The sequence below is a fragment of the Larkinella bovis genome (assembly GCF_042655385.1).
Taxonomy (GTDB): domain Bacteria; phylum Bacteroidota; class Bacteroidia; order Cytophagales; family Spirosomataceae; genus Larkinella; species Larkinella bovis.
In genome coordinates this window covers 422362-444908 of sequence record NZ_JBHSMA010000003.1, presented here as the reverse complement: position 1 = coordinate 444908, position 22547 = coordinate 422362, and the positions used below count along the sequence as shown (strand labels likewise).

The window sequence follows — 22547 nt, the reverse complement described above, 5'->3', positions numbered from 1 at the left end:
CTTTTTTAGTCAAGCGTGATGAATTATACGTCAGCCAGCCGCCGGGCACTCTGTCATCATTCATCACTCATAATTCATCACTCTTAACTCATCATTCCGAACGCAGTGAGGTAACCGGATTCATCAGGGCGGCCTTGATACTCTGGAACGAAACCGTCAGGAAAGCAATTAAAACCGCTGCGGCTCCCACCAGCGCAAACACCCACCACTCTACATCGATGCGGTAACTGAATTCGTTCAGCCAGCGATCCATCGCATACCAGGCAACCGGTGTGGCAAGGAGCAGCGCCAGCAAGACCAGCTTCAGAAAATCCCTGGAAATCAGCGCCACAATACCCGTCACCGATGCCCCCAGCACTTTCCGCACCCCGATTTCCTTCGTCCGTCGTTCGATGGTGAAGGTAGCCAGCCCCCACAAACCCAGGCAGCAGATGACCAGCGCAACACCGGCAAACACGCGCAGGAGCGAAAACTGCCGCTGCTCGTCTTCGTAGAGTTCCTGCAAGCTTTCGTCGAGAAATTTGGCTTCGAACAAGCCGTCCGGGTAAATGGCTTTCCAGTTTTTTTCGAGAGCCGCCAGGGTAGCCGCGTAATGGCTCGTCCGCAACTTGATGCCCACGGAATAATAAAACTGCGGCAGGTTCATGAACACCATCGGTTCGATCGGTTTGTGGAGTGAACTGGTGTGAAAGTCCTTGACAACCCCGATGATTTCAGCGTCGATGTCATTGATCCCAACGCGAATCCGGCGGCCCAGCGCCTGCTCCGGTTTGGCATACCCCAACGCCTTCACGGTATTTTCGTTGATGACAAAAGCATACCGGCGCTTTTCTTCCGGAATAGTACCGGAAATGGCCAGCGTATCGTGGTGTTCGAGAAACCGCCCCGCAAGCAGTTTCAAACCGTACGTTTTCAGGTAGTCGGCGTCGCCCAGCTTCAGCGAAATCGATATTTTTTTGGCCGGGTTGGCGGGATCGGGCCGCATATCGGTCCCGAAATTGTTGGGTGAAGTCGGTGCGCCCAGCGCAAACGAAAGCTGTTCGACCCCCGGAACCTGCCGCAGCGACTGCCCCAAAACCGCCATTTTCTTCGAATCCGGAATACCGATCGTAACGAGGGCTTCGCGGCTGAAACCGAGGTCTTTCTGCCGGAAATAATTCATTTGCCGGTAAATAATCAGAACACCCACCGCCAGAATCAGGGAGATGGAAAACTGAAAAACGACCAGACCCTGCCGCAACCAGACACGGCCCGACCGAACGCGGCCCGGTTCCGATGCGGTTTTCAGCGCGCGAATGGGCCGGAAACGCGACAGGAAAAAAGCCGGATACAGCCCTGCCAATAAGGCCGTAAACACCGCCAGAACCACCAGAAGGCTGCCGGTTTGCATCCACTCCACGGCGATTTGTTTCTGCATAAAATCGTTGACGACCGGTAACATGCCCTGCGTCAGCAGCAACGACAGCAGCGCCGAAAGGCCCGTCAGCCACAGAGCTTCGCTCAGAAACTGCCAGACCAACTGCCCCTGTGTAGCCCCGATCACCTTCCGAACGCCCACTTCCTTCGCCCGCGTCATGGCCCGGGCGGTCGACATGTTGATGAAATTAACGCAGGCAATCAGCAGCACGAACAAACCAACGGCTCCGAACACGTAGAGATACGTCGGGGAGATGGCCGGAGCCAGGATGGTGCCTTCATACTCAGGATTGAAGTGAATATCGTGCAAGGATTGCAGTACGAACGTGCTGGTTTCGCCGTCGCGGGTGGAGAAGTATTTTTTCTCGGCCTGCCGAAGTCGGGCCGCGTAATCGTCCGGCGATTTGCCTTCGGGTAAAACCGCATACACACTACCGCCGGAACGAAGTCCCCACTGATCGATGCCGAACACAAAGTAGTTCTTCATCGACAGAAAAGACACCAGCATCGTGACCGGAAAATTGGTTTGTACGGGCGCATCGCGCATCACACCGGCTACCTGAACCTTCAACGTGTTGTTCAGGCGCAGGGTTTTGCCGATGGGCGAAGCCGAGCCGAAATATTTTTGGGCGGTTTTCTGCGTCAGAATCACCTGATTGGGTTCGGCGAGAATCTGTTTCCCGTTGCCTTCCAGCATCTCAAATTCAAACAGGTCGAGAAAGTCGGGTTCCGCAAAAACGACGTTATCTTCCTTCAGAATTTTCTGGGGCGACACCATCACGGACATATCGCGGTCGGCATGAATACGGGTTATTTTTTGCCAGTCGGCGAAGTCGGTTCGCATTGCGGGGGCCAGCGGATAGGGCGTAATGCCTGATTTTTCAACCTCCGCGCCCGTCGTCCGAATGAGGTTGACGCGGTACATCCGGTCGCCCAGTTTCAGACCTCGATCATAGCCCCATTCGTTCCGGATGAACAGCAGAATGAGCAGGCAGGTGGTCAGCCCGAGCGTCAACCCGATCAGGTGAATGCTCGTGGTGGTCGGGTGTTTAACCAGATTCCGCCAGGCGATTTTCAGATAATTGCGTACCATTGGAGAAGTAGTAAAGGAATAAAGGTTGAGCCTCTTCGCTTCACCCTACTCCGTTTTTAAACTTTTTACCGGATTCATCAACGCGGCTTTGATGCTTTGAAAACTAACCGTCACAAAAGCGATCAGCAAGGCTAAACCGCCTGACACGGCGAAAATCCACCACGGAATGGAAATTTTATAGGCGAAATCCTGCAACCACTGATTCATGACCCACCACGCAATCGGCGACGCGATCAGGATCGCCAGCAGAACCAGTTTCAGGAAATCGTTGGAAAGCATCAGAACAATATTGGTTACCGACGCCCCCAGCACTTTCCGCACGCCAATTTCTTTCGTCCGCTGCTGGGCCGCAAAGGCCGCCAGCCCGAACAGGCCCAGACACGAAATCAGGATGGATATGGCCGTGAAGTAGGAGACCAGCTGCGAAGTGCGGGCTTCGGCCTGGTAGTTCTTCTGAAAATCTTCGTTCAGGAACGTGTACTCAAACGGATCGTCGGGGCGCAGGCTTTTCCACTTCTGTTCCAGAAAACCGATCACATTCGTCATCTCGTCGGTATTGACGTGAACGATCATGTAGTTGTAATTCGGTCGGCTACTGAGCAGAAAGGCGTAGGGTTCGATGGCCTGGTGCAGATTCTCAAAATGGAAATCCTTCAGAACGCCCACAATTTCGTACTGATGGGTTTGGCCCTGCCAGTCAAAATTCAACCGTTGCCCCACCGCTTTTTGCAGCGGAATCTCGAATTTCCGCAACATTGCTTCATTGACAATAAGCCGGTTGTTGGTATCGCCCGGAAACTGCCGCGAAAACAGCCGCCCGGTTTTGAGTTCAAACCCCATCGTCTGGAGATAATCAAAATCCACCCAGTTGGTTTTGGTATTGTGGCTTCTTCCCACCCCTTGTTCGGGTAAATACAAGCCAAAATCGGTGGGATTGCTGATGCCGGGGTAATATTGCGTTCCAGCGGCAGACACCACCTGATTATTGCGGAGAATTTCCTCGCGGAAGGGCGCATAAACCGTCCGCGCTTCGCTATTCCGCAACGGAATGACAATTTGCTGATCCTGCGTGAACCCCAGCGACTTATTCTGCACAAACCGCATCTGCTCCTGAATGACAAACGTGGCCAGAATCAGTCCGATCGAAATGACAAACTGAAAAACAACCAGCCCCCGGCGCAGCACTACCGCCGACAACCCGTTGGAAACCGTACCGCTCGTGGCCCCGCCCTTCAGCACCTGAACCGGGTTGAACAGCGACAGGAAAAAAGCCGGGTAGCTGCCCGCAACCAAACCCGTCAGCAAAGCCAGCCCCAGAAATGTCAGGGCAATTTGCGGTTCAAACAGTTCAGAAACCGTCAGTGATTTGCTGGCAACCGCATTGAAGACCGGCAGCAGCAACGCAACCAGCCCCAGCGCAATGCCCAGTGCCAGCAACGACAACACCAGCGATTCGCCCAGAAACTGCCCGATCAGTGAACCCCGTTCGGCCCCCATCACCTTCCGGATGCCGACCTCAGCCGCCCGTTTGGCCGAGCGGGCCGTGGAGAGATTCATGAAATTGATGCAGGCGATCAAGAGTGTAAAAACCGCAATAGAACCCAGCATGTAGAGGTAGGTACGGGAATTGGTGGGTGTAATGGTGCGCTTGAACGCACTGTAGAGGTGCAGGTCCGGCACCGCCACCAAAAAGAGTTTCTTGTCAAAACCGGCTGCTTTCAAATCGCCCCGCGCGTATTTTTCCATGAACGCAGGCAGTTTCGCTTCCAGCGCCTTTACATCGGCTCCGGGCCGTAATTTCAGGTAGGTACTGAACAGGTTGTTGCAGCAGAAATCAAGTGTCGCTTCCCGCAGGTAACTGCCCACCCAACCCGCACCCATAGGCACCAAAAACCGGGCATCAATGTGGGAGCGGGCGGTTTCGTCGCGGTAAACGCCAGTCACTTTAAAATCTTCGCCGTTGCCGGTGCTTCCGTTGATCCGGACCAACCGGTTCAGGGCTGGCGCGTTGCCGAAAAGTTTCTGCGCCACGCCTTCCGACAACACCACGGCATTCCGATCGGTTAAGGCTGTGCGGGGATTGCCTTCGATAAACTGGTACGAAAACAGTTCAAAAAACGTTGAATCGACCTGATAGCCCCCGGTTTCGTAAAACGACTTCACCGCTTTGCCATCCTGCCGAACCTGCAACAGGGCTTTTTCGTCGAAGATATTGACGTAGAGCCGGGTTGCCTGTTCAATCTCCGGAAATTCCGACTTCAGGGCATACGCAAAAGGGGCCGAAGCACTGCTGCTTTGTTCGTTACCGGGTCCCATGTCTTTTCCGCCAATGATCAGCTCCTGCCCGACCAGATACAGCTTATCCGCGTGTTCCTGGTGTTTATCAAACGATAACTCACTGCGGATATACAGCAGCAACAGCAGGCAGCAGGTCATCCCGACCGATAAGCCGAGAATATTGATCGCCGAGAACGACTTACTTCTCAGCAGATTCCGAACGGCAATTTTCAAATAGTTCGTCAGCATCATCGTATGGGGTTGGAAGTAGGTGCAGGCCACCGGCCTGCAACCTTACTCCGTTTTTAAACTCTTCACCGGATTCATGAGCGCGGCCCGAACCGACTGGAAGGAAACCGTCAGCAGTGCAATGACGATGGCCAGCAAACCGGCCAGTGCAAATACCCACCATTCCAGCTCAATTTTATACGCAAATTCTTTCAGCCACTCGCTCATCGTCCACCAGGCCACCGGGATAGCAATCAGAATGCTGATCAGCACCAGTTTCAGAAAATCCTGCGACAACAACGCGACGATTCCCGTCACCGATGCGCCCAATACTTTCCGGATTCCGATTTCCTTCGTCCGTTGCTGGGCCGTGAATGTTGCCAGACCAAACAACCCCAGGCACGAAACCAGGATGGCAATTCCCGCAAAAAAGCGGAACAGCTGCCCCGTTCGCTGTTCGGATTTGTACATTTCGTTGTACTGCACGTCCATAAACTGGTATTCGAACGGATAATCCGGACTGTACTGTTTCCAACGTTTTTCGGCGGCTGCAATCGCCTGGGGCGCATCCCGACCCGTTGTTTTGATGTAAATGCGGCTAAAGTTGGTGCTGGTGCGGTAGTAAAAAACCGCCGGCTCTACTTTCTGGCGCAGGGAAGCAAAATGGAAGTCCTTTACGACGCCGATAATGATGCCTTTCGTTTGGCCCAGCGTAAACCATTTGCCAATCGGGTTGTTGATGCCCGCCTTTTTGACCGCCGTTTCGTTTAGGATAACGTGCATCGAGTCCGCTACGGACCCCGTAAAGTTTTCGCCGTAGGCCAGTTTCAGCCCGAACGAGGGGATAAAATCTTTCTCGACCCGCATCCGCGTTATAATAAACATACGGTCTTTAGGCTTGCCCTCCCAGTCGGTATCGCCGGTCGAGTTCCCGAGACTCATCAGGTTGCCGTCGGAAGCAGTTACATGGCGGATGCCCGGTTCCCGCGACAGTTCGGCTTTTATAGCATCGTAGTGCTTCGACATTTCCTCCGTCAGCCAGAAAGCGAAGGTATTTTCGCGGTCATAGCCCAGGTTTTGCTCGCGCATAAACCGCAGCTGGTTGCCGATGATAAAGGTCCCCACAATCAAAGCCGTTGAAAATGCAAACTGGGCAATGACCAGTGTTTGCCGGAAGGTTACCCCTCGCCCGCCCGTCGTCAGCTTACCGCGCAGAATTTTTAACGGTTCAAACGACGACAGCACCAGCGCCGGGTAAAGGCCTGCAACGATCAGGGTAAACAGGAGGGCACCGACCAACACGAGCCAGACCTGCGGGTCGGCCAGCGAAAAGGGCTGGGTTTTGCCCGTCAGTTCCTGGTAGGTGGATTCCACCCCTTTGATTAAACCGATCGCCAGCACCAGCGCAATAACAAAGATCAGGAGCGATTCGGCCAGAAACTGTCCGATCAGGTGCTCGCGCCCGGCCCCGACCACTTTCCGCACGCTGACTTCTTTGGCCCGCTGCGTAGCCCGCGCCGTGGCCAGGTTCACGTAATTGATACAACCGATCGCCAGCAGAACCAGCGCGACGATGCCCATCATTTTCACCTCCTGCATCGCGCCGGGCGTACCGTCCGGGCGGTAGAGGTGAATATCATGCAGGGGTTGAAGCCGGTAAATGGTCGATTGATCGTATTTATTCCGGGCGTGGTGAACATCGGTCAGGGTTTTCGCAATTTTGGTTAAATCGGCCCGGGGGTCGATGCGAAAAAACGTTTTGGCATACCAGTTGCCCCAGTCCGAATCCATCGATTGCCAGTAATCATTCGGCTGGTAATTTTTGGCGACAATTTCCAGCGGAAAGAGCATATTACTCTTGATACTGGAGTTATCCGGAAAATCGCGAAGAATACCGCTGACCACGTAATTCTGTTTCTTCGGTACGGAATAGAGCACCTTCCCGACCACGTTGGTCTGCCCGAAGTATTTAACAGCCGCCGACTCCGTCAGCACCACCGATTGCAGATCGGGGAACGGCTGTTTCCGGTTGCCGGTCACCCATTCGAAATCAAAAAAGGTGAAAAAGTTCGGATCAACGTAAGCGGCTTTTTCTTCGACCAGAGTTTTGTCGTTCACCTTGAAAGGCGACATATCGTAATTATCCGCAATCCGGACGGCATCGGCCACATTCGGCATCTGCTGCCGGGCATACGCAGCCACTGGAGCTACAATATGACCATAAAACTGCTCCGATTCACCCGACCCCAGGCCCCCATTGACGCGGTAAATCTGGTCGCTATGCTGGTGAAACCGGTCGAAGCTCAGTTCATCCTTGACCCACCAAAGCAGCAGGATTCCAATTCCGAGCGCCATCGCCAGCCCTCCAATGTTGATAACGGAGTACCCTTTATTGTTGAGCAGACCGCGCCAGGCGGTTTTGAAGTAATTGCGAATCATTTACCAGGTATGAGTTAAGAGGTAAGAGGTATGAGTTGCGCTGCCATTCATACCTCTTACCTCATAATTCTTAGATTATTCCGAGCGCAGCGAGCGCACGGGATTCATCAGGGCGGTTTTGATACTTTGAAAACTAACCGTCACAAAAGCGATCAAAACCGCCAGCAAACCCGCCAGGGCGAAAATCCACCATTCAATCGTGATCTTGAAAGCGTATTCTTCCAGCCATTGCGACATCATCCACCAGGCAACCGGCGTCGCCAGAGCGATGGCCACCAGCACCAGCTTCAGAAAATCCTGCGAAAGCAGCGCAACAATGCTGCCCACGCTGGCACCCAGCACTTTCCGAACACCAATTTCCTTGGTCCGTTGCGCCATTACCATCACCGCAATGGCGAACAGGCCCATGCACGAAAGCAGGATGGCGATGCTGGCGGCACTGATGAACATCTTCGACATCCGCTCTTCCGCCTGGTATTGCCGGTCGGTATTTTCATCCAGGAAGCTGCCGTGAAACTCCGATTTCGGCGCGACTTCTTCCCAGGCTTTTTTCAGCGTAGCCATCGTGGCCGGCATGTTGTCCGGGGCAACTTTGACCAGAATATACAGAATCGGCCAGTCATGGCTGATCAGCAGGCTATTGGGCTGGATCGTTTTCTTCAGCGATTCGTGGTGATAATCTTTGACAACCCCAATGACCTGCATCGGCGGTTCGCCATCATTCACGTTCAGCAGGGTTCCGACCGGGTTTTTCTCGCCCAGTTGTTTCGCCATCGTCTCGTTAATGATCAGACTGGTCAGCGTATCGGTGGCGTACTGCCGGGAAAAATCGCGTCCGGCCAGGAGCTTGATATCGAGGGTTTTCAGGTAATCGTAATCAACCGGCTGCCAGTGCGACCGAACCGTACGGCTTTTGTGATCAAAACCGACAATCGAGGTGTAGGTCGAACCGTCCAGCCCACGACCAAAGTTTTTGTAAGCACCCGTAACACTCAGCACGTTAGGCTGCTGAACCAATTTATCCCGAAACAAACTCAGCGCCTGCCGACCGTTGACCCGGTCGCCCACGGGAATACTAATCACCTGGCTTTCGTTGTAGCCCAGCGGCATGTTCCGCAGAAAGGAAACCTGTTGCCAGGCAATCATCGTGCAGCCCATCAAAAACGTGGCAATCGCAAACTGCACAATGAGCAGCGCGTTCCGTACCGTACCGGTTTTGCCCAGCGAAACCTTGCCTTTCAGGACCTGAATTGTACCCAGCCGGGAAACAAACAAAGCCGGATAACCGCCCGCAACGAACGTAATAAGCAGAAAAACCGCCAGCATGGTGAGCGTCATCCCGGGCGTAAACAAATCACCGAAGGATGTTTTGCTGCGGAAAATGGCGTTAAACTGGCTCAGCATGGACAGGGCCAACAGACTACCCAGCCCCAGCGCAATCAGGCACAGGATAAACGCTTCTCCCCAGAACTGAAACACCAGTTGCTGCTTCAGAGCCCCGAGTACTTTCCGCATCCCGACCTCGCGGGAACGCGTCATGGATCGGGCAGTGGAGAGGTTGATGAAATTGATGCAGGCAATCAGGACGATAAAACCGGCCACCACCAGCAACAAAATCGGGTACGACCGTTTGACGGGCGAACTGTTGCCCCCGCCAATTTCGGTATCGAAATGCAGATCGCGGAACGACAGCAACCGTAAACTAGTCAGGTCGCCGTTTTCATCAGGTTGCCCGCCATCCCGTTTGCGGTTCTTGATCGAATTCGCAAAGTATTTGGCGACGAAAGGCCGTAGCCGCTGTTCAAGGGCCGCTTCCGTGCTGTTTTTGCGGGTTTGCAGGTAAACCGTATGGTACTGATTCGTCCACGTATCTTTGTTCGTCTGGTACTCCGGATTGACTTCAAACCGGGCCAGCATATCAAATTTAAGACTGGAGTTCTCCGGGGCATCCGCCAGCACGGCCGACACCACGAACGGTTTCCAGGTTTCGTTCAGGCGGAGTAACACGGTTTGGCCCATTGGATCGGTGTGGCCAAACAGGGCCTGAGCGGTTTTTTCACTGACCACCACGTTATTCAGGCTGTTCAGCGCCGTGGCCGGATTGCCTTTCTGCATCGGAAAGGAGAACATGGCGAAGAAGTCGGGATCGACAAACTGGACGTCCTTTTCGAACTCCTGATTCTGGTACTGCACCAGACCGCCCCCGCTAGCCACCCGTGTAATGTGCTCAATATCCGCCGTTAACTCCTTCCGGAGTGCCGGCGCCAACGGCGATGGCATGGTCGACGACTTTTCCACCGGCCCCGATTGTTCGTAGAGCATATACAACTGATCGCGGTTGACGTGGAAATCGTCAAACGAGAGTTGGGTCCAGGCGGTCATAAACAGCAAAAGGCAGCTCGCAAAAGCTACCGACATGCCAATAACGTTGACCAGCGCAAACGTTTTGTGTTTCCACAGGTTCCGTAGCGCAATTTTGACGTAATTGAGCAGCATGAAATTAGCGATAAAGATGAATACGGACTAGCTCGCCAACGCCCGGACGTATTCGATCAGCGTCCGTTTGGGTTGACAGCACGCTGATCGCCGGGGATCCCTGACCTTCGGCGCGTATTGTTTTACCTTCTGGTGCGCCGAAAACAGGTTGTGCGGATGGCCCATCGCCGAAACCGACAGGTGTCCGACACAAACCAGTAGGAGAAGTACGATCAGCTTTTTCATGGAAAAGGTCGAACGGGGATTACACGAATGAAAGGATTACCTGCGCTACCGCCATCTTTTTGTTAATCCTTTCACCGGCGAAATCCCCGTTCTGATGATTAAATATGGAAATTCTCCGTCACAATCTTGCCGTCGAACAGGTTGACAATCCGGTGGGCAAAACCGGCATCGTAGGGTGAGTGCGTCACCATGATGATCGTTGTGCCTTCCGTGTTCAACTGATTCAGCAATTTCATTACTTCCTCGCCATTGGTCGAGTCGAGGTTACCGGTCGGTTCATCGGCCAGAATCATCTTGGGTTTGGCCACTACGGCCCGGGCGATTGCCGTCCGTTGCTGCTGCCCCCCCGAGAGTTGCTGCGGAAAGTGGTTGCGCCGGTGCATGATGTTCATCCGTTCGAGCACTTCCTCCACGGCTTTTTTACGCTCGTCGGCGGGTGTTTTCAGGTACAGCAGCGGCAGTTCGACGTTTTCATAAACCGTCAGTTCGTCGATGAGGTTGAAGCTCTGGAACACAAAACCGATCGATCCTTTGCGCAGTTGCGCCCGCTGGCGTTCCGACATCTTCGATACCTCCGTACCGTAGAAGTGGTATTCGCCTTCCGAGGGATTGTCCAAAAGGCCGAGAATATTCAGCAACGTGGATTTGCCGCAGCCCGACGGCCCCATCATGGCGACGAATTCGCCATCCTTGACATCCATGGAAATGCCGTGTAAGGCGGTGGTTTCGACTTCTTCAGTCGTGAATACTTTTTGTAGGTTTACGGTACGTATCATATTGTCTGACTAGTTTCTGATTTTTACTCTGGTATTCTCTGATTACCCCTGATTGACCGGGTGATACTATTTTTAAAAACTATTTCACAGAATCAATCCGGGAACATCAGCTTAAAATTCCAAGATTTCGTTATCGCCAAAGTTTTCGTACGACGAGGTAATCACCTGATCGCCCGGTTCCAGGCCCGTCAGCACTTCGAAATATTCGGGATTTTTGCGGCCCAGCGTGATGTTCCGCTTCACGGCCCGGTTACCGGTTTTGTCGATTACGTACACCCAGTTGCCGCCCGTATCGGAGAAGAAACCGCCTACCGGCAGCAGCGTGGCTTTCGAGGCTTTGCCCAGTTCCAGCTGAATCGGCGTCGATTGCCCGCGTTTGATACCCGATGGAGCGCCCTTCGTAAAAATCATATCCACTTCAAACCGGCCGTTCCGCACTTCCGGATAAACCCGCGTAATCTGCAACTCGTGGTTGGCACCGTTATATTCGAAGGTTCCTTTCAGACCGGCAAAAATCCGGCTGTTGTAGTGTTCGTCGATCCCAACGCGCATCTTGAAACCGTTCAGGTCGTCAATCTGACCAATGTTCTGCCCCTGGTTGATGTTGGAACCCACTTCCACATCCATCGACGACAACTGGCCCGAAACCGGCGCTTTCACCACGAGGTTGTTCAGCGTTTGCTGCCAGAGCGCCACGTTTTTCTGCGTTCGGGCCAGCGTTTCTTCCAACTGCTTGATCTGAATCAGGGCATTATCCTGCTGGTACTTCTGCGACTCCACTTCGATCTTCCGTTGCTCGATTACCCGGTCGTAATCCCGTTTGGCGGTCAGGTAATCCTGCTCCGGAATCGCCTTGTCTTTGTATAATTTCGCCTGGCGCTCAAAAGCGTCTTTCGCCTTGTCAACCTGAAAGTCCAGGTCAGAAAGTGATTTTTGCAGGGTATAACGCTCAACCCGCAACCGTTGCCGGGTATTCTGCAGATCGTTGACCAGTCGGTTTGCCTCCGTTTCCGATTGCAGGAAGTTCAGCCGCAGGTTCTGGTTTTCCAGCCGAAGCAACACTTCACCCTGCTTCACCATCGCCCCGCCTTCGACCAGTTTCTCGGTTACATACCCCCCGGCGATGGCATCGAGCCGGATGGTTTTCAGCGGCTGCACTACCCCGGTTACGACAATGAAATCGTCAAACGTCCCCGTTGATACGGTTGAAATGGTGATTTTATCTTTTTCGACGTTCAATTTTGAACGGTGATCGGCCCATATAAAATTGTAAACCAGCAATCCTACGACGGCGACCCCTCCGACTGCCATGGCAATCCGCTGGTTTGTCCAAAATCGTTTAGGTAATACGCGATCCATTCCTTTAATTGTTGATTGATAGAATACTTCAAAAAAGAATAACGTTTTGTGCCGGTTATCCCGCTGTCCATCTAATGCCAATTGACGTGCCAGTAATTTACCACCCTTGACAATCAATAACTTACAGCCGATTTAAACTCATTTTCCTGTCCACATGCGGACAAATTTTGTCCGAAACCGGACACGGACAAAAAGGCTGTATCTTTCGGGCCAAAACCGTCGCTGCAAGCCTTTTTGCAGCGTTGCAACGGACTGTCTATCTTTAGGCCATAAATCGTATTCCTGGCTGATAAACCCGGCGGTTCATCCCGCTGTACTGAAAAATTTTATGTCGAAAATCCTGATTATCGACGACGATGTCGATGTGCTGAGTGCGGCCAAACTTCTGCTCAAACGCCATTACCCCCAGGTTGATATTGAAAAGAATCCCGAACGGATTCCGTTTCTGATCACCAACGGCAACTACGATCTCGTGCTGCTCGACATGAATTTCCAGCGTGACAACAGCAGCGGTCGCGAAGGGTTTTTGTGGCTGGATCGCATTCTGGATATTAAACCGACCACGGCCGTGGTGCTGATTACGGCCTACGGGGATGTCGAAATGGCAGTTCGGGCCATCAAATCCGGGGCCCGGGATTTCGTGCTGAAACCCTGGGAAAACGACAAATTGCTGGCCACGCTGCATAGCGCACTGGAAGGAAGCGCGGGACAGGCGGCCAAAGGGCCGAACGGGGCAGCGGTTTCCGCCACAGCGCCAACCCAGCATGCGAAGGCCACCGGAACGGCGCCCATTGCCGTTAGCCCGGCGATGCGGCAGGTTTTTGCGACCATCGAACGCGTGGCCGAAACGGACGCCAACGTGCTGATTCTGGGCGAAAACGGAACCGGGAAAGATGTGGTGGCCCGCGCCCTGCACCAGCGGTCGCTCCGGCGCGACAAACCGTTTGTGAGCGTCGATCTGGGCGCGTTGAGCGACAGTCTGTTCGAGAGTGAGTTGTTCGGTCACGTCAAGGGCGCATTCACCGACGCCCGCGAAGACCGGGCCGGGCGGTTTGAAGAAGCGCAGGGTGGTACGATATTCCTGGACGAAATTGGTAATATTTCGCTCCCGCAACAGGCCAAATTGCTGACGGTGCTGCAGCAGCGGGTCGTAACGCGGGTGGGTTCCAACAAACCGAAAAACATCGACGTCCGGCTGATATGCGCCACCAATTCACCGATCTACCAGCACGTCAGCGACCGTTCGTTCCGGCAGGATTTGCTGTACCGGATCAATACGATCGAAATTCATATTCCGCCCCTGCGCGAGCGGCCCGAAGACATCATTCCGCTGGCCGACCATTTTCTGAAGCAATACCGCAAGCAATATAACCGGAAAGTAGCTTCCATCAGTCCGGCACTGGCACGGCAGTTGCAGCAATACCGCTGGCCGGGCAACGTCCGGGAGTTGCAGCACGCCATTGAACGGGCGGTGATTCTGGCGCAGGGCAACGTGCTCGAACCGGAGGATTTCTATTTTGGCGCGAATACGCCGGCGGCCATTCCGACCGACCGGGAGTTGCCGTTTCAGGAAAACCTTCAGATCGAGGATATGGAAAAAAAGATGATTCAGCAGGCCATGCAAAAGTATCACGGCAACATTACCGATATTGCCCGCGAACTGGGGCTTTCGCGTCAGGCCCTATACCGGCGGCTGGAGAAATACGGAATTTAAGGTATGAAACGATTCGCCACGGGGCTTTTTATACGGATTGCGATTATTCTGGTTACCTGCCTGCTGATTGCCTATGCCTGGTGGACGGTTCCGACCAGCCGGTCGTTGCTCGTCGGCGTCGGTATTATTTTACTGACGATTCAAACCGCCAACCTACACCGGTATATCACCAGCCTCAACCGGAAATTAACCCGGTTTATGGAGTCTGTGCGGTACTCGGATTTTGCCGTGGCCTTCAAAGCCGACAATGAACTCGGGCCGAGCTTCAAGGAATTGAACCAGCAGTTCAACGAAGTGCTGGAAGCGTTTCGGCAGGCCCGGGCCGAAAAAGAAGCCAATCTGCACTACCTGAACACCATTGTCCAGCAGGTCAGTGTCGGGCTGATTTCGTTCGATTTGGCCGGCAACGTCGAGATGAGCAACCAGGCGGCTTTGCGGTTGCTGGGCATTTACCGGCTTCGGAACCTGTCGGACCTTCAGTCGGTTCATGCCGGTTTATACGACCTTCTGACGGCGACGCCGAGCAGCACCCCCGCCATTTACCAGACCAATTCGGAACAGGAACTGTCGGTGCGGTGCGCCACGGTGAGTCTGCGCGGCCGGCCGGTAACGGTAGCGTCGATTCAGAACATTCGGACGGAATTGCAGCAAAAGGAGCTGGAAGCCTGGCAAAACCTGACGAAAGTATTGCGCCACGAAATCATGAACTCCGTGACGCCGATTGTCTCGCTGGTGGGCACCATGCAACAGATTGTGAACACGGAACTGGCCGGGGCCGACGAAGAAGCCGTCAACGACCTGCGCGAAGCCCTGACGACCATCGAACACCGGGGCCGGGGCATCATGCGGTTTGTCGATGCCTACCGAAACTTCACGGCGATTCCGCAGCCGCGCCTGGCCGAAATTTCCGTCGAAAACCTGATCAGAAACGTGCTGGCGCTTGTACAAACCGAGTTGCAGCAGCGGCATATCATCCTGCAGGCTCCGCCCGTGCCCTCCTACCTGATGATTTTTGCCGACGCCGGGCAGATTGAAATGGTGCTGATCAACCTGATTAAAAATGCAATGGAAATCCTGGAAGGGCAACGCAAACCGAAGCTCAAAATTGAGGTCAAAAACCAGGACAACCGCCTGATTATCTACGTCACCGACAACGGGCCGGGCATTGAACCGGAAGCCATCGAGAAGATTTTTATCCCGTTTTACACCACCAAAAAAACCGGTTCCGGCATCGGGCTGAGTCTCTCGCGGCAAATCATGCAGCTCCACAACGGCCAGTTGAAAGTAACATCAACACCCGGACAGGGCAGCACGTTTTCGATGATCTTCTGACGATTTTACGGTTTTATCTTCACCGTAATCGTTAAAGCCGCCCGGTCGCCGGTTGGCACGCTGGCCGTGTAATTGCCAATTTTAAAAAGTCCGTGTTTGCCGTTCTTATCAACGAACCCGAACACCCGTCCAACCGCCAGGTCACTGACCCGGTTTGTCACGTCCGCCGTTGTATAATACTGATCCGTTTTCAGGGCATAACGCTGCACAAACTGGTCAAAATCCGCTACGGTTGCAATCGAATCAAAAGCCGCAACGGTAAACTTTTTTTGCTGCTCAACATTGGAAAGCCGTGAATCCGTAAGGGTACTGAACTGACTGACATAGCCCGTTCGCGTCGACATCGATTTTACATTTTCAAAGAAACGACAGGTGGAACATCCTCCGCCCCGGTAATTATAGGCAAAATCAACCTTATCCGAATTCGCAATCGCTTCCGGCTGAGAGTAGGCCACTCCATCGGCCAGATTAATAAAACCCTTACGGCTGGGCGTAATTCCCCCCGTAGTGGTACCAATGATGGATTCTACGGCAATGTCATGCTGTTTGATGGGAACGGATGGTTCGGCTTCTGAATCCTTTTTACAACCCCAGCAGAAACCGGCCAGAACGAGGAGCAGAAATAAAGAAAGTTTTTTCATACTGTGAACAACGTCTCGTTTAGGGAATGTACTGTACACTAAATTACCGTATCCTGACCTTCTGCCCGCCGTTTGTTTAGCAAACGGCACACCAGCCCTCACCAGTTTCTGGCCCAAAAGGGACAAAGCGTGCCGGTAATAAACCGTCACCTCAGGGTCGCAGCGCCAGCGTAAGAAGATAAAGAAAATCCGGATTTGCATTACTTTTGGAAACCAGGCAAATGATCGAACGCGCTGGCAGCGCAGATCTTGTTCAGAATAATCTTTCAGCATGAAGGCGGAGTTGATTCAGGCCATTGGCCGGTACATCGAATTGACCGAATCAGACCAGCGCCTGATCGGGGAATTATTCCGAAAAAAAATTCTGGAAAAGAACGATTACTGGCTGCTTGAAGGCGAGGTCTGCCGGCACCTGGGCCTGGTCACCCAAGGCGTTCTACGGTATTTTTACAACCGCGACGGCGAGGAAATTACATATAATTTTGGCCGGGAGGGCGATTTTGTGTGCAATTACCTGAGTTTCTTCCAGCAACAACCTTCCGCCAAAATCATTCAGGCCACCGAGCCAACGGAATTGCTGGTGATTTCGTACGAGCAGTTGCAGAGGTTCTACCAGCAGGTGAAGGATGGAGAGCGGTTTGGGCGGCTGCTGATGGAAAAAAACTACGCCGAGGTCATTCATCAACTGACGTCGCAATACACCGACAGCCCGGAAAAACGGTATTTGAATTTTCTGCACCACTTCCCGGATCTGGTCCAGCGCCTGCCCCAATACTACATTGCGTCCTACGTTGGTGTCAAACCGCAATCACTCAGCCGGATTCGAAAAAGATTGCTGGTCCGGTGATTTATTAACCCGGGTGCATGAAATTGGCCCGGCATCGATGGACTTTTGTGCCTGTCAAACAACGCAAAACCATGACGACACAAACCGACTTTCCGGCGATTCATCACAACCAGCAATTGATCGAAACGTATTTCAAGGCCGTCTGGAACGAGGGTGATCTCGACTCTTTAGACAACCTGCTGACCGCGGATTATCGCAACCACTCAGCCAGCATTCCCAATCCGCAACCCGGTCCGGCGGGGTTGAAACCGATTGTGGCCGCCATGCGCCATGCGTTCCCGGACTTACAGTATACCATTCAGGATCTGATCGTTACACCCAATAACGTGGTTGCCCGGGTTGTGATGAGCGGCACCCAAACCGGCGATTTCTTCGGGATTCCGCCGACGAACCGAACGGTAGAGGTAGCGCAGATTAATATTGAGCGGATTCGCGACGGCAAAATCGCCGAGCACTGGCGGCTGACCGACGAATTAGCTCTGATGCGCCAACTGGGCTTGATTTCCTGAAAACCGTCAGGCGCGCGCCCAGAAAATGAAATCGGTTTTTGGCGCTTCGGTGAGCTGCGGACGGATCAACTGAACGACCTGCCCCCGGTGGTAAGCCGCGTGGTGACTCAGGTGGAGCAAAATGTCGATCAACGAACTTTCGAACGGTTCGCCCGCTGAGGTTTTGTAGGCGATTGTTCGGGTCAGGTTTTCCTCGGATTCGCTTTCCAGAAAACTTTTTAACCGCAGAAAATTCCGGTCGGAGGTTTCGCCCATCCACGCAATCGGAATGTCCTCCCAAACAGCAACGTAACTGATTTCACCCGTCAACCGCGACATCCAGACCTGTTGCGCCGACAGTACATGGCCCATCAGCTCAACGGCCCGCTGGGGCGGATTGGCAACGCTGTCCAGGGCATCAATGATGGCCCGGTTGGCCCATTGTTCGTAGTCAAACAGACGCAACAGGTAATTTTTCATCCCTTCAACGGTTAAAGGTTCAACGCCCGGTTTTTACGGTGTGGCCAGAATGGTCGCCACGTTGGAGTTCGGCCCCCGGAGGATGGCTTCGTACAACGCGTCGGCGACGCCAGTGCGAATATTCAGGGAAAGAAGTTTGGTATGGCTCCGACTGGGGTAAACCCGGTTCGACATGAATACGTACGAGATATTGTACTGCGGATCCACCCAGATGAACGTTCCCGTAAAGCCCGAGTGGCCGAAGCTCTGCGGACTGGCGTATCTGGGGGCATTGCCCGAATACTTGAACGTCGGTTTGTCGAAACCGATCCCCCGCCGGCTGCCTTTTTCGGGAAACTGGTACCGCGTAAATTCCGTCACCGTTTGCGGACTGATAAACTGTTTCCCCCCGTAATAGCCTTTCTGTAGGTACATCTGCGCCAGTTTCAGCAGGTCGTTGGAACTTCCGAACAAACCGGCATGGCCCGACACTCCGCCGAGCATGGACGCCCCTTCGTCGTGTACGCGACCCCAAACCAACGTCTTGCGAAATACCGAATCATACTCCGTCGGTACCATGCGCGGCAGGGGATAAAACCTCATCGGATTGAAAGTCAGCGTAGTAGCGCCCAGCGGTTGGTAAATATTCTCCTTCAGATAGTCCTCAAACGTCTGATGGGTCATCTTCTCCACGATCTGCGGGTATAACATGAACGACAAATCGCTATATACGTACTCTTTTTTGGCGCTCACCGGCGAATCCCGGATCTGCTCGAAAATGGTTTTCCGGAATTTCTTGTGCATAAACAGCTTGTCCGTAATCTCCACCTTGTACGGCCCGTGTTTTTCCTCGCTGAAGGTCTTTTCCTTCCAGGTTCCGTCGGGATTTTTGACCTCCAGATAGAAAGGAATAAACGCCTTCAAACCGGCCTGGTGGGTCAGCACATCGCGCCAGACCAGATCGGCTTTGTTTGAATGTTTGAACGACGGCAGGTAATCGCCCATGGTTTTATTCAAATCAAACTTGCCCTCATCGACCAGCCGCATCAACGCCAGGGTCGAGGTGCTCACTTTGGTCACGGACGCCAGATCGAACAAATCGTCTTCTTTCGTGGGCGTCAACCCCTCATAGGTATGCATGCCGTAGGCTTTCCGGAAAATGACCTTGCCGTCTTTTGCCATCTCCACCACACCCCCCGGCGTCGCTTTCTGCTCCAGGGCCAGCTGCATCAGCGAATCGATTCTGGCCGTCAGGAAATACGAATCGACGCCCACTTCTTCCGGAATCGTGTATTTCAGCCGACCAATCGAGGAGGTGGCAATCCCGTCGTTCAGTTTGTACTGCCCGTTCACCGTCACGGGCAGTTTGCCCCTCGCCGGAATCGCGCCAAAAATAAGCTGGACGGCCAGTTCTTCCGTAAACGAGGTTAATTGATACGCCATGATCAACCCCCGCGCCCGGTCCAGTCCTTCGAGTTTGTTCAGGGCATACGGATTTCCAAAAACCGACACGACCGCTTTCCCGGTTTCGCACAATTCTTTCAGCAAAGCGACGGTTTTGGGCGTGACCCCGTACTGCACCGCCGGACGAATGTTGCTGAGATGCACCCCCACCAGGAGCACGTCATAGTCTTTCAACTCGGTCCGAATCCGCTCGATCGTCGTGTCCGCCGTTGTGGCGGCTATATGAAACGACTTGACATCCGTGTAATTGGCAAGCATTTTCTGAAACGACGTTTTTTCGCTCGCATCCAGCGAAACCGACGCAATTCGTTTGGTTTCCAGGTTCAGCAACGGAAGCAGCGGTTCGCCGGACGGCTCCTTGTCATTTTTCAGGACCGTCAGGGCTTCTTCCGTCAGCAGCCGATTGATGAGGTTCGATTCCGGTTCGTTCAGATCCCGAATGAGGTTCATCAGGTTGACCGGTTTGTAACGATCCAGCCCCACCCAGGCTTTGGCGGCCAGCACTTTACGGCACCGAGCGTCGATATCAGCCTGCGAAAGCCGTCCGTCGGCCACGGCCTGTTTCACTTCGGCGATGGCGCGCGGAATATCAAGCGTGTATTCCAGCACATCCATGCCCGCTTCGAGGCCCATCCGGTCGGCAATCCCGGACGGAAAATACTTCGTGACGCCTTTCATGTTCATGGCGTCGGAATAAATCAGCCCCCCGAAACCCAGTTCATTTTTCAGTAAATCGGTAACCACCCGGCGCGAAAGCGTACTGGGCAGGTTAGGCGTCGAATCCAGGGCCGGAATGTTCAGGTGAGCGATCATCACCCCCGCTGCGCCCGCGTCGATCAGTTTCCGGAACGGATACAGTTCCAGTTGTTCCAGTTCCTGGCGGTTTTTCGAAATCAGCGGCAGATCATAGTGTGAATCCGTGCCCGTATCGCCGTGGCCGGGAAAATGTTTGAGGGAGGTCAGCAAGCCGTTGTCCTGCATTCCCTTCATGTAGGCCAGCGCCTTGCGGGCCACGGCCTCCTTGTCTTCGCCAAACGATCGGAAATTAATAACCGGGTTGTTCGGATTGTTATTGACATCGGCGACGGGGGCAAAATTGATGTGAATTCCCATCCGCCGGCTCTGACGGGCCACAGCCGCGCCCATTTTATAAATCAGGTCGTCGCGGTCCTGAATGGCGCCCATCGTCATCTGATACGGAAACCGCACCGTGCTGTCAAGCCGCATGCCCAGGCCCCATTCGCCGTCGAGCGCCACCAGCATCGGCACGTTGGTAACGGTTTGCAGCCGGTTGATCAGCCGGGCCTGCCGGATCGGGCCACCCTGGAAGAAGACGATACCGCCAATCTGGTAGGTCTTCACCAGCGCCATCAGCGAATCCTCATATTCTTTGGTCCGGTTCGAAAAACCGGCCACCATGATGAGTTGCGAAATCCGCTGGTCGGGCGTCAGGGCATTGAAAACCGAATCAACCCAGCGTGGATTGGCTTTCAGAAACGAAGGAAAGACCTGCGAATGAGCCGTTTGAATGAGAAATAAAACGGAAAGCGTGCAAGCCAGCAAACGCTGACGGACAGACAACGACATAAGCGACGGATTCGTTAGTTACACAAAAGTAACAAAAAGAGAGGCTAAAATGGCTTAAAAACGAGTTTCAAATCCACTACCAGACCAGCCCGTTCCGGCCGATCAGATACCAAGCGCATTTGGGATGGGTTCCACTAAATCCGCGATTCAGCGGCTATTTTTTCCGGTTTCTGGCGGTCTGTCCTTTCTCGCGCTGTTCTTTCTCGTACGCTTCGCGATGGCGTTTTTCAGCCGACAGGTTGCGGTACAGACCGTTCAGCACGTAGATATCGTCCACTTCGTCGATCAGCCGGTGCAATTGTTCACGTATTTGGTCGATATTCATAGGTTACGCAGGTTAATAAGCAACAAAAATAAACCCGGATGCTGTTGCTACTGTTGCTTTCAGTGAAAAAAGAAGTACCCCAGCGCAATTCCGGCGATGACCCCCGCCAGATCGGCGATCAGACCGGCGACGATGGCATACCGCGTTTTCTTGATTCCGACAGAGCCAAAATAGAGCGCCACAATGTAAAACGTGGTGTCGGCCGCGCCCTGGAAAATACAGGATAAGCGGCCTACGAACGAATCCGGTCCGAATTCCTTCATGGCATCGATCATCAGCGCCCGCGACGCGCTCCCGCTCAGGGGTCGCATCAGGGCCACCGGGAGGGCGTCCGTAAAATCCGTATTGACGCCCGTCAGGCCGATAACGTATTTCATGCCATCGACGATGTAGGCCATCGCGCCGGAGTTGCGCAACGCACCAATGGCGACCAGCATTCCGACCAGGTACGGAATAATCCGGACCGAGGTTTCAAAACCGCCCTTAGCGCCTTCGATAAACGCATCGAAAATATCGACTTTCTTCCGCAGGGCCCCCAGCAGAAACGCGACGATGATTACAAACAGGGTCACGTTACCGACTACTTTAGACACCTGCTCGATTTCCTCTTTCGGCAGTGACGACAAATACCACAAGGCTAGTACCAGAAAAGCCGTTATACCGCCGAGCCAGCCCATCACCAGGCTGTTAAACAGATTGATACGTTGCCTCAGCGCCACGATGAACATACTGAAAACGGTGGCGACGTAAGTCCCGATCAGACAGGGAATGAAAATGTCGGAAGGGTCTTTAGCCCCCAGAATGGCCCGCTGCGCCATAATCCCCAACGGAATGATGGTCAGGCCCGAGGTGTGCAGCACCAGAAACATAATCTGGGCGTTCGAGGCCGTATCTTTCTGCGGGTTCAGTTCCTGCAAACTCTGCATGGCTTTCAGGCCAAAGGGTGTGGCCGCGTTGTCCAGACCGAGCATGTTGGCCGAAAAATTCATGATCATCTGGCCGTTGGCCGGGTGGTTTTTCGGAACTTCCGGGAAGAGTTTGTTGAAAAACGGACCAATAATCCGGGCCAGAAAATTGATCGCACCGGCTTTCTCACCGATGTTCAGCAGACCCAGAAAAAACGTCATGACGCCCGCCAGCGGCAGGGCAATATCCATGACCGCCACTTTGGACGAATCGAACAGGCCCTCAACAATGGTTTTGAAGATTTCGGTGTCGCCCAGAAAAATCAGCTTAAAGAGCGCAATCAGAAAGGCAATCAGAAAAAAAGCTACCCAAATGTAGTTCAGGGCCATAGTACGGGGACACAATATTCGTAGCAAAATAGCGGCTTTTTCGTTATTTCGCAACGAACAATATACTCTCCGCTCAACTCTATTTA

Annotated in this window: 16 protein-coding genes; 4 read left to right on the top strand and 12 right to left on the bottom strand. The window is 53.5% G+C overall.

Annotated elements, in window-relative coordinates:
- Positions 1–91 precede the first annotated feature (91 nt).
- The 7 genes from ACFPMF_RS13030 to ACFPMF_RS13000 form a co-directional block, all read right to left on the bottom strand.
- Complete coding sequence (locus ACFPMF_RS13030; RefSeq protein ID WP_379845460.1) at positions 92–2509, bottom strand: ABC transporter permease; 2418 nt, start codon at positions 2507–2509, stop codon at positions 92–94.
- 45 nt (positions 2510–2554) lie between these two features.
- Positions 2555–5035 carry an ABC transporter permease gene (locus ACFPMF_RS13025; protein ID WP_379845457.1) on the bottom strand — a complete coding sequence of 827 codons (2481 nt, stop codon included), beginning with the start codon at positions 5033–5035 and terminating at the stop codon, positions 2555–2557.
- 45 nt (positions 5036–5080) lie between these two features.
- Positions 5081–7453 carry an ABC transporter permease gene (locus tag ACFPMF_RS13020; RefSeq protein ID WP_379845455.1) on the bottom strand — a complete coding sequence of 791 codons (2373 nt, stop codon included), beginning with the start codon at positions 7451–7453 and terminating at the stop codon, positions 5081–5083.
- Between the two features lie 75 nt (positions 7454–7528).
- Positions 7529–9949 (bottom strand): ABC transporter permease, encoded by a 2421-nt coding sequence (locus ACFPMF_RS13015; RefSeq protein ID WP_379845453.1) that lies wholly within the window; start codon positions 9947–9949, stop codon positions 7529–7531.
- 27 nt (positions 9950–9976) lie between these two features.
- Positions 9977–10174 (bottom strand): hypothetical protein, encoded by a 198-nt coding sequence (locus ACFPMF_RS13010; protein WP_379845451.1) that lies wholly within the window; start codon positions 10172–10174, stop codon positions 9977–9979.
- 98 nt (positions 10175–10272) lie between these two features.
- Entirely contained in the window at positions 10273–10950 is a 678-nt protein-coding gene (locus ACFPMF_RS13005) for an ABC transporter ATP-binding protein (RefSeq protein WP_379845449.1), read from the bottom strand.
- A gap of 111 nt (positions 10951–11061) precedes the next feature.
- Complete coding sequence (locus ACFPMF_RS13000; protein WP_379845447.1) at positions 11062–12309, bottom strand: efflux RND transporter periplasmic adaptor subunit; 1248 nt, start codon at positions 12307–12309, stop codon at positions 11062–11064.
- Positions 12310–12637: 328 nt separating this feature from the next.
- Between ACFPMF_RS13000 and ACFPMF_RS12995 the strand changes: the two genes are divergently transcribed.
- Both ACFPMF_RS12995 and ACFPMF_RS12990 read left to right on the top strand, forming a co-directional pair.
- The gene (locus tag ACFPMF_RS12995; RefSeq protein WP_379845444.1) at positions 12638–14023 is read left to right on the top strand and encodes a sigma-54-dependent transcriptional regulator; all 1386 of its coding nucleotides are present in this window, start codon (positions 12638–12640) and stop codon (positions 14021–14023) included.
- Positions 14024–14026: 3 nt separating this feature from the next.
- Entirely contained in the window at positions 14027–15355 is a 1329-nt protein-coding gene (locus tag ACFPMF_RS12990; RefSeq protein ID WP_379845442.1) for a sensor histidine kinase, read from the top strand.
- A gap of 5 nt (positions 15356–15360) precedes the next feature.
- On the opposite strand, the gene ACFPMF_RS12985 is transcribed toward ACFPMF_RS12990, so the two are convergent.
- Positions 15361–15996: a hypothetical protein gene (locus ACFPMF_RS12985; RefSeq protein ID WP_379845440.1), complete on the bottom strand. Its 636-nt coding sequence runs from the start codon at positions 15994–15996 to the stop codon at positions 15361–15363.
- A gap of 271 nt (positions 15997–16267) precedes the next feature.
- Here ACFPMF_RS12985 and ACFPMF_RS12980 point away from each other — a divergent pair, with 271 nt between their 5' ends.
- Entirely contained in the window at positions 16268–16843 is a 576-nt protein-coding gene (locus tag ACFPMF_RS12980; protein WP_379845438.1) for a Crp/Fnr family transcriptional regulator, read from the top strand.
- Positions 16844–16914: 71 nt separating this feature from the next.
- Positions 16915–17352, top strand: coding sequence for an ester cyclase (locus tag ACFPMF_RS12975; RefSeq protein WP_379845436.1), 438 nt, complete (start codon positions 16915–16917; stop codon positions 17350–17352).
- Positions 17353–17358: 6 nt separating this feature from the next.
- Here the strand turns inward: ACFPMF_RS12975 and ACFPMF_RS12970 are convergent, their stop codons facing one another.
- The 4 genes from ACFPMF_RS12970 to ACFPMF_RS12955 all read right to left on the bottom strand — a co-directional run bounded on the left by ACFPMF_RS12970 (position 17359) and on the right by ACFPMF_RS12955 (position 22461).
- The gene (locus ACFPMF_RS12970; protein WP_379845434.1) at positions 17359–17811 is read right to left on the bottom strand and encodes a DinB family protein; all 453 of its coding nucleotides are present in this window, start codon (positions 17809–17811) and stop codon (positions 17359–17361) included.
- 33 nt (positions 17812–17844) lie between these two features.
- The gene (locus ACFPMF_RS12965) at positions 17845–20841 is read right to left on the bottom strand and encodes a glycoside hydrolase family 3 N-terminal domain-containing protein (RefSeq protein ID WP_379845432.1); all 2997 of its coding nucleotides are present in this window, start codon (positions 20839–20841) and stop codon (positions 17845–17847) included.
- Positions 20842–20995: 154 nt separating this feature from the next.
- On the bottom strand, positions 20996–21166 hold the full coding sequence (locus ACFPMF_RS12960) for a hypothetical protein (RefSeq protein WP_379845430.1): 171 nt from the start codon (positions 21164–21166) through the stop codon (positions 20996–20998).
- A gap of 59 nt (positions 21167–21225) precedes the next feature.
- Complete coding sequence (locus ACFPMF_RS12955) at positions 21226–22461, bottom strand: nucleoside recognition domain-containing protein (protein ID WP_379845428.1); 1236 nt, start codon at positions 22459–22461, stop codon at positions 21226–21228.
- Positions 22462–22547 lie beyond the last annotated feature (86 nt).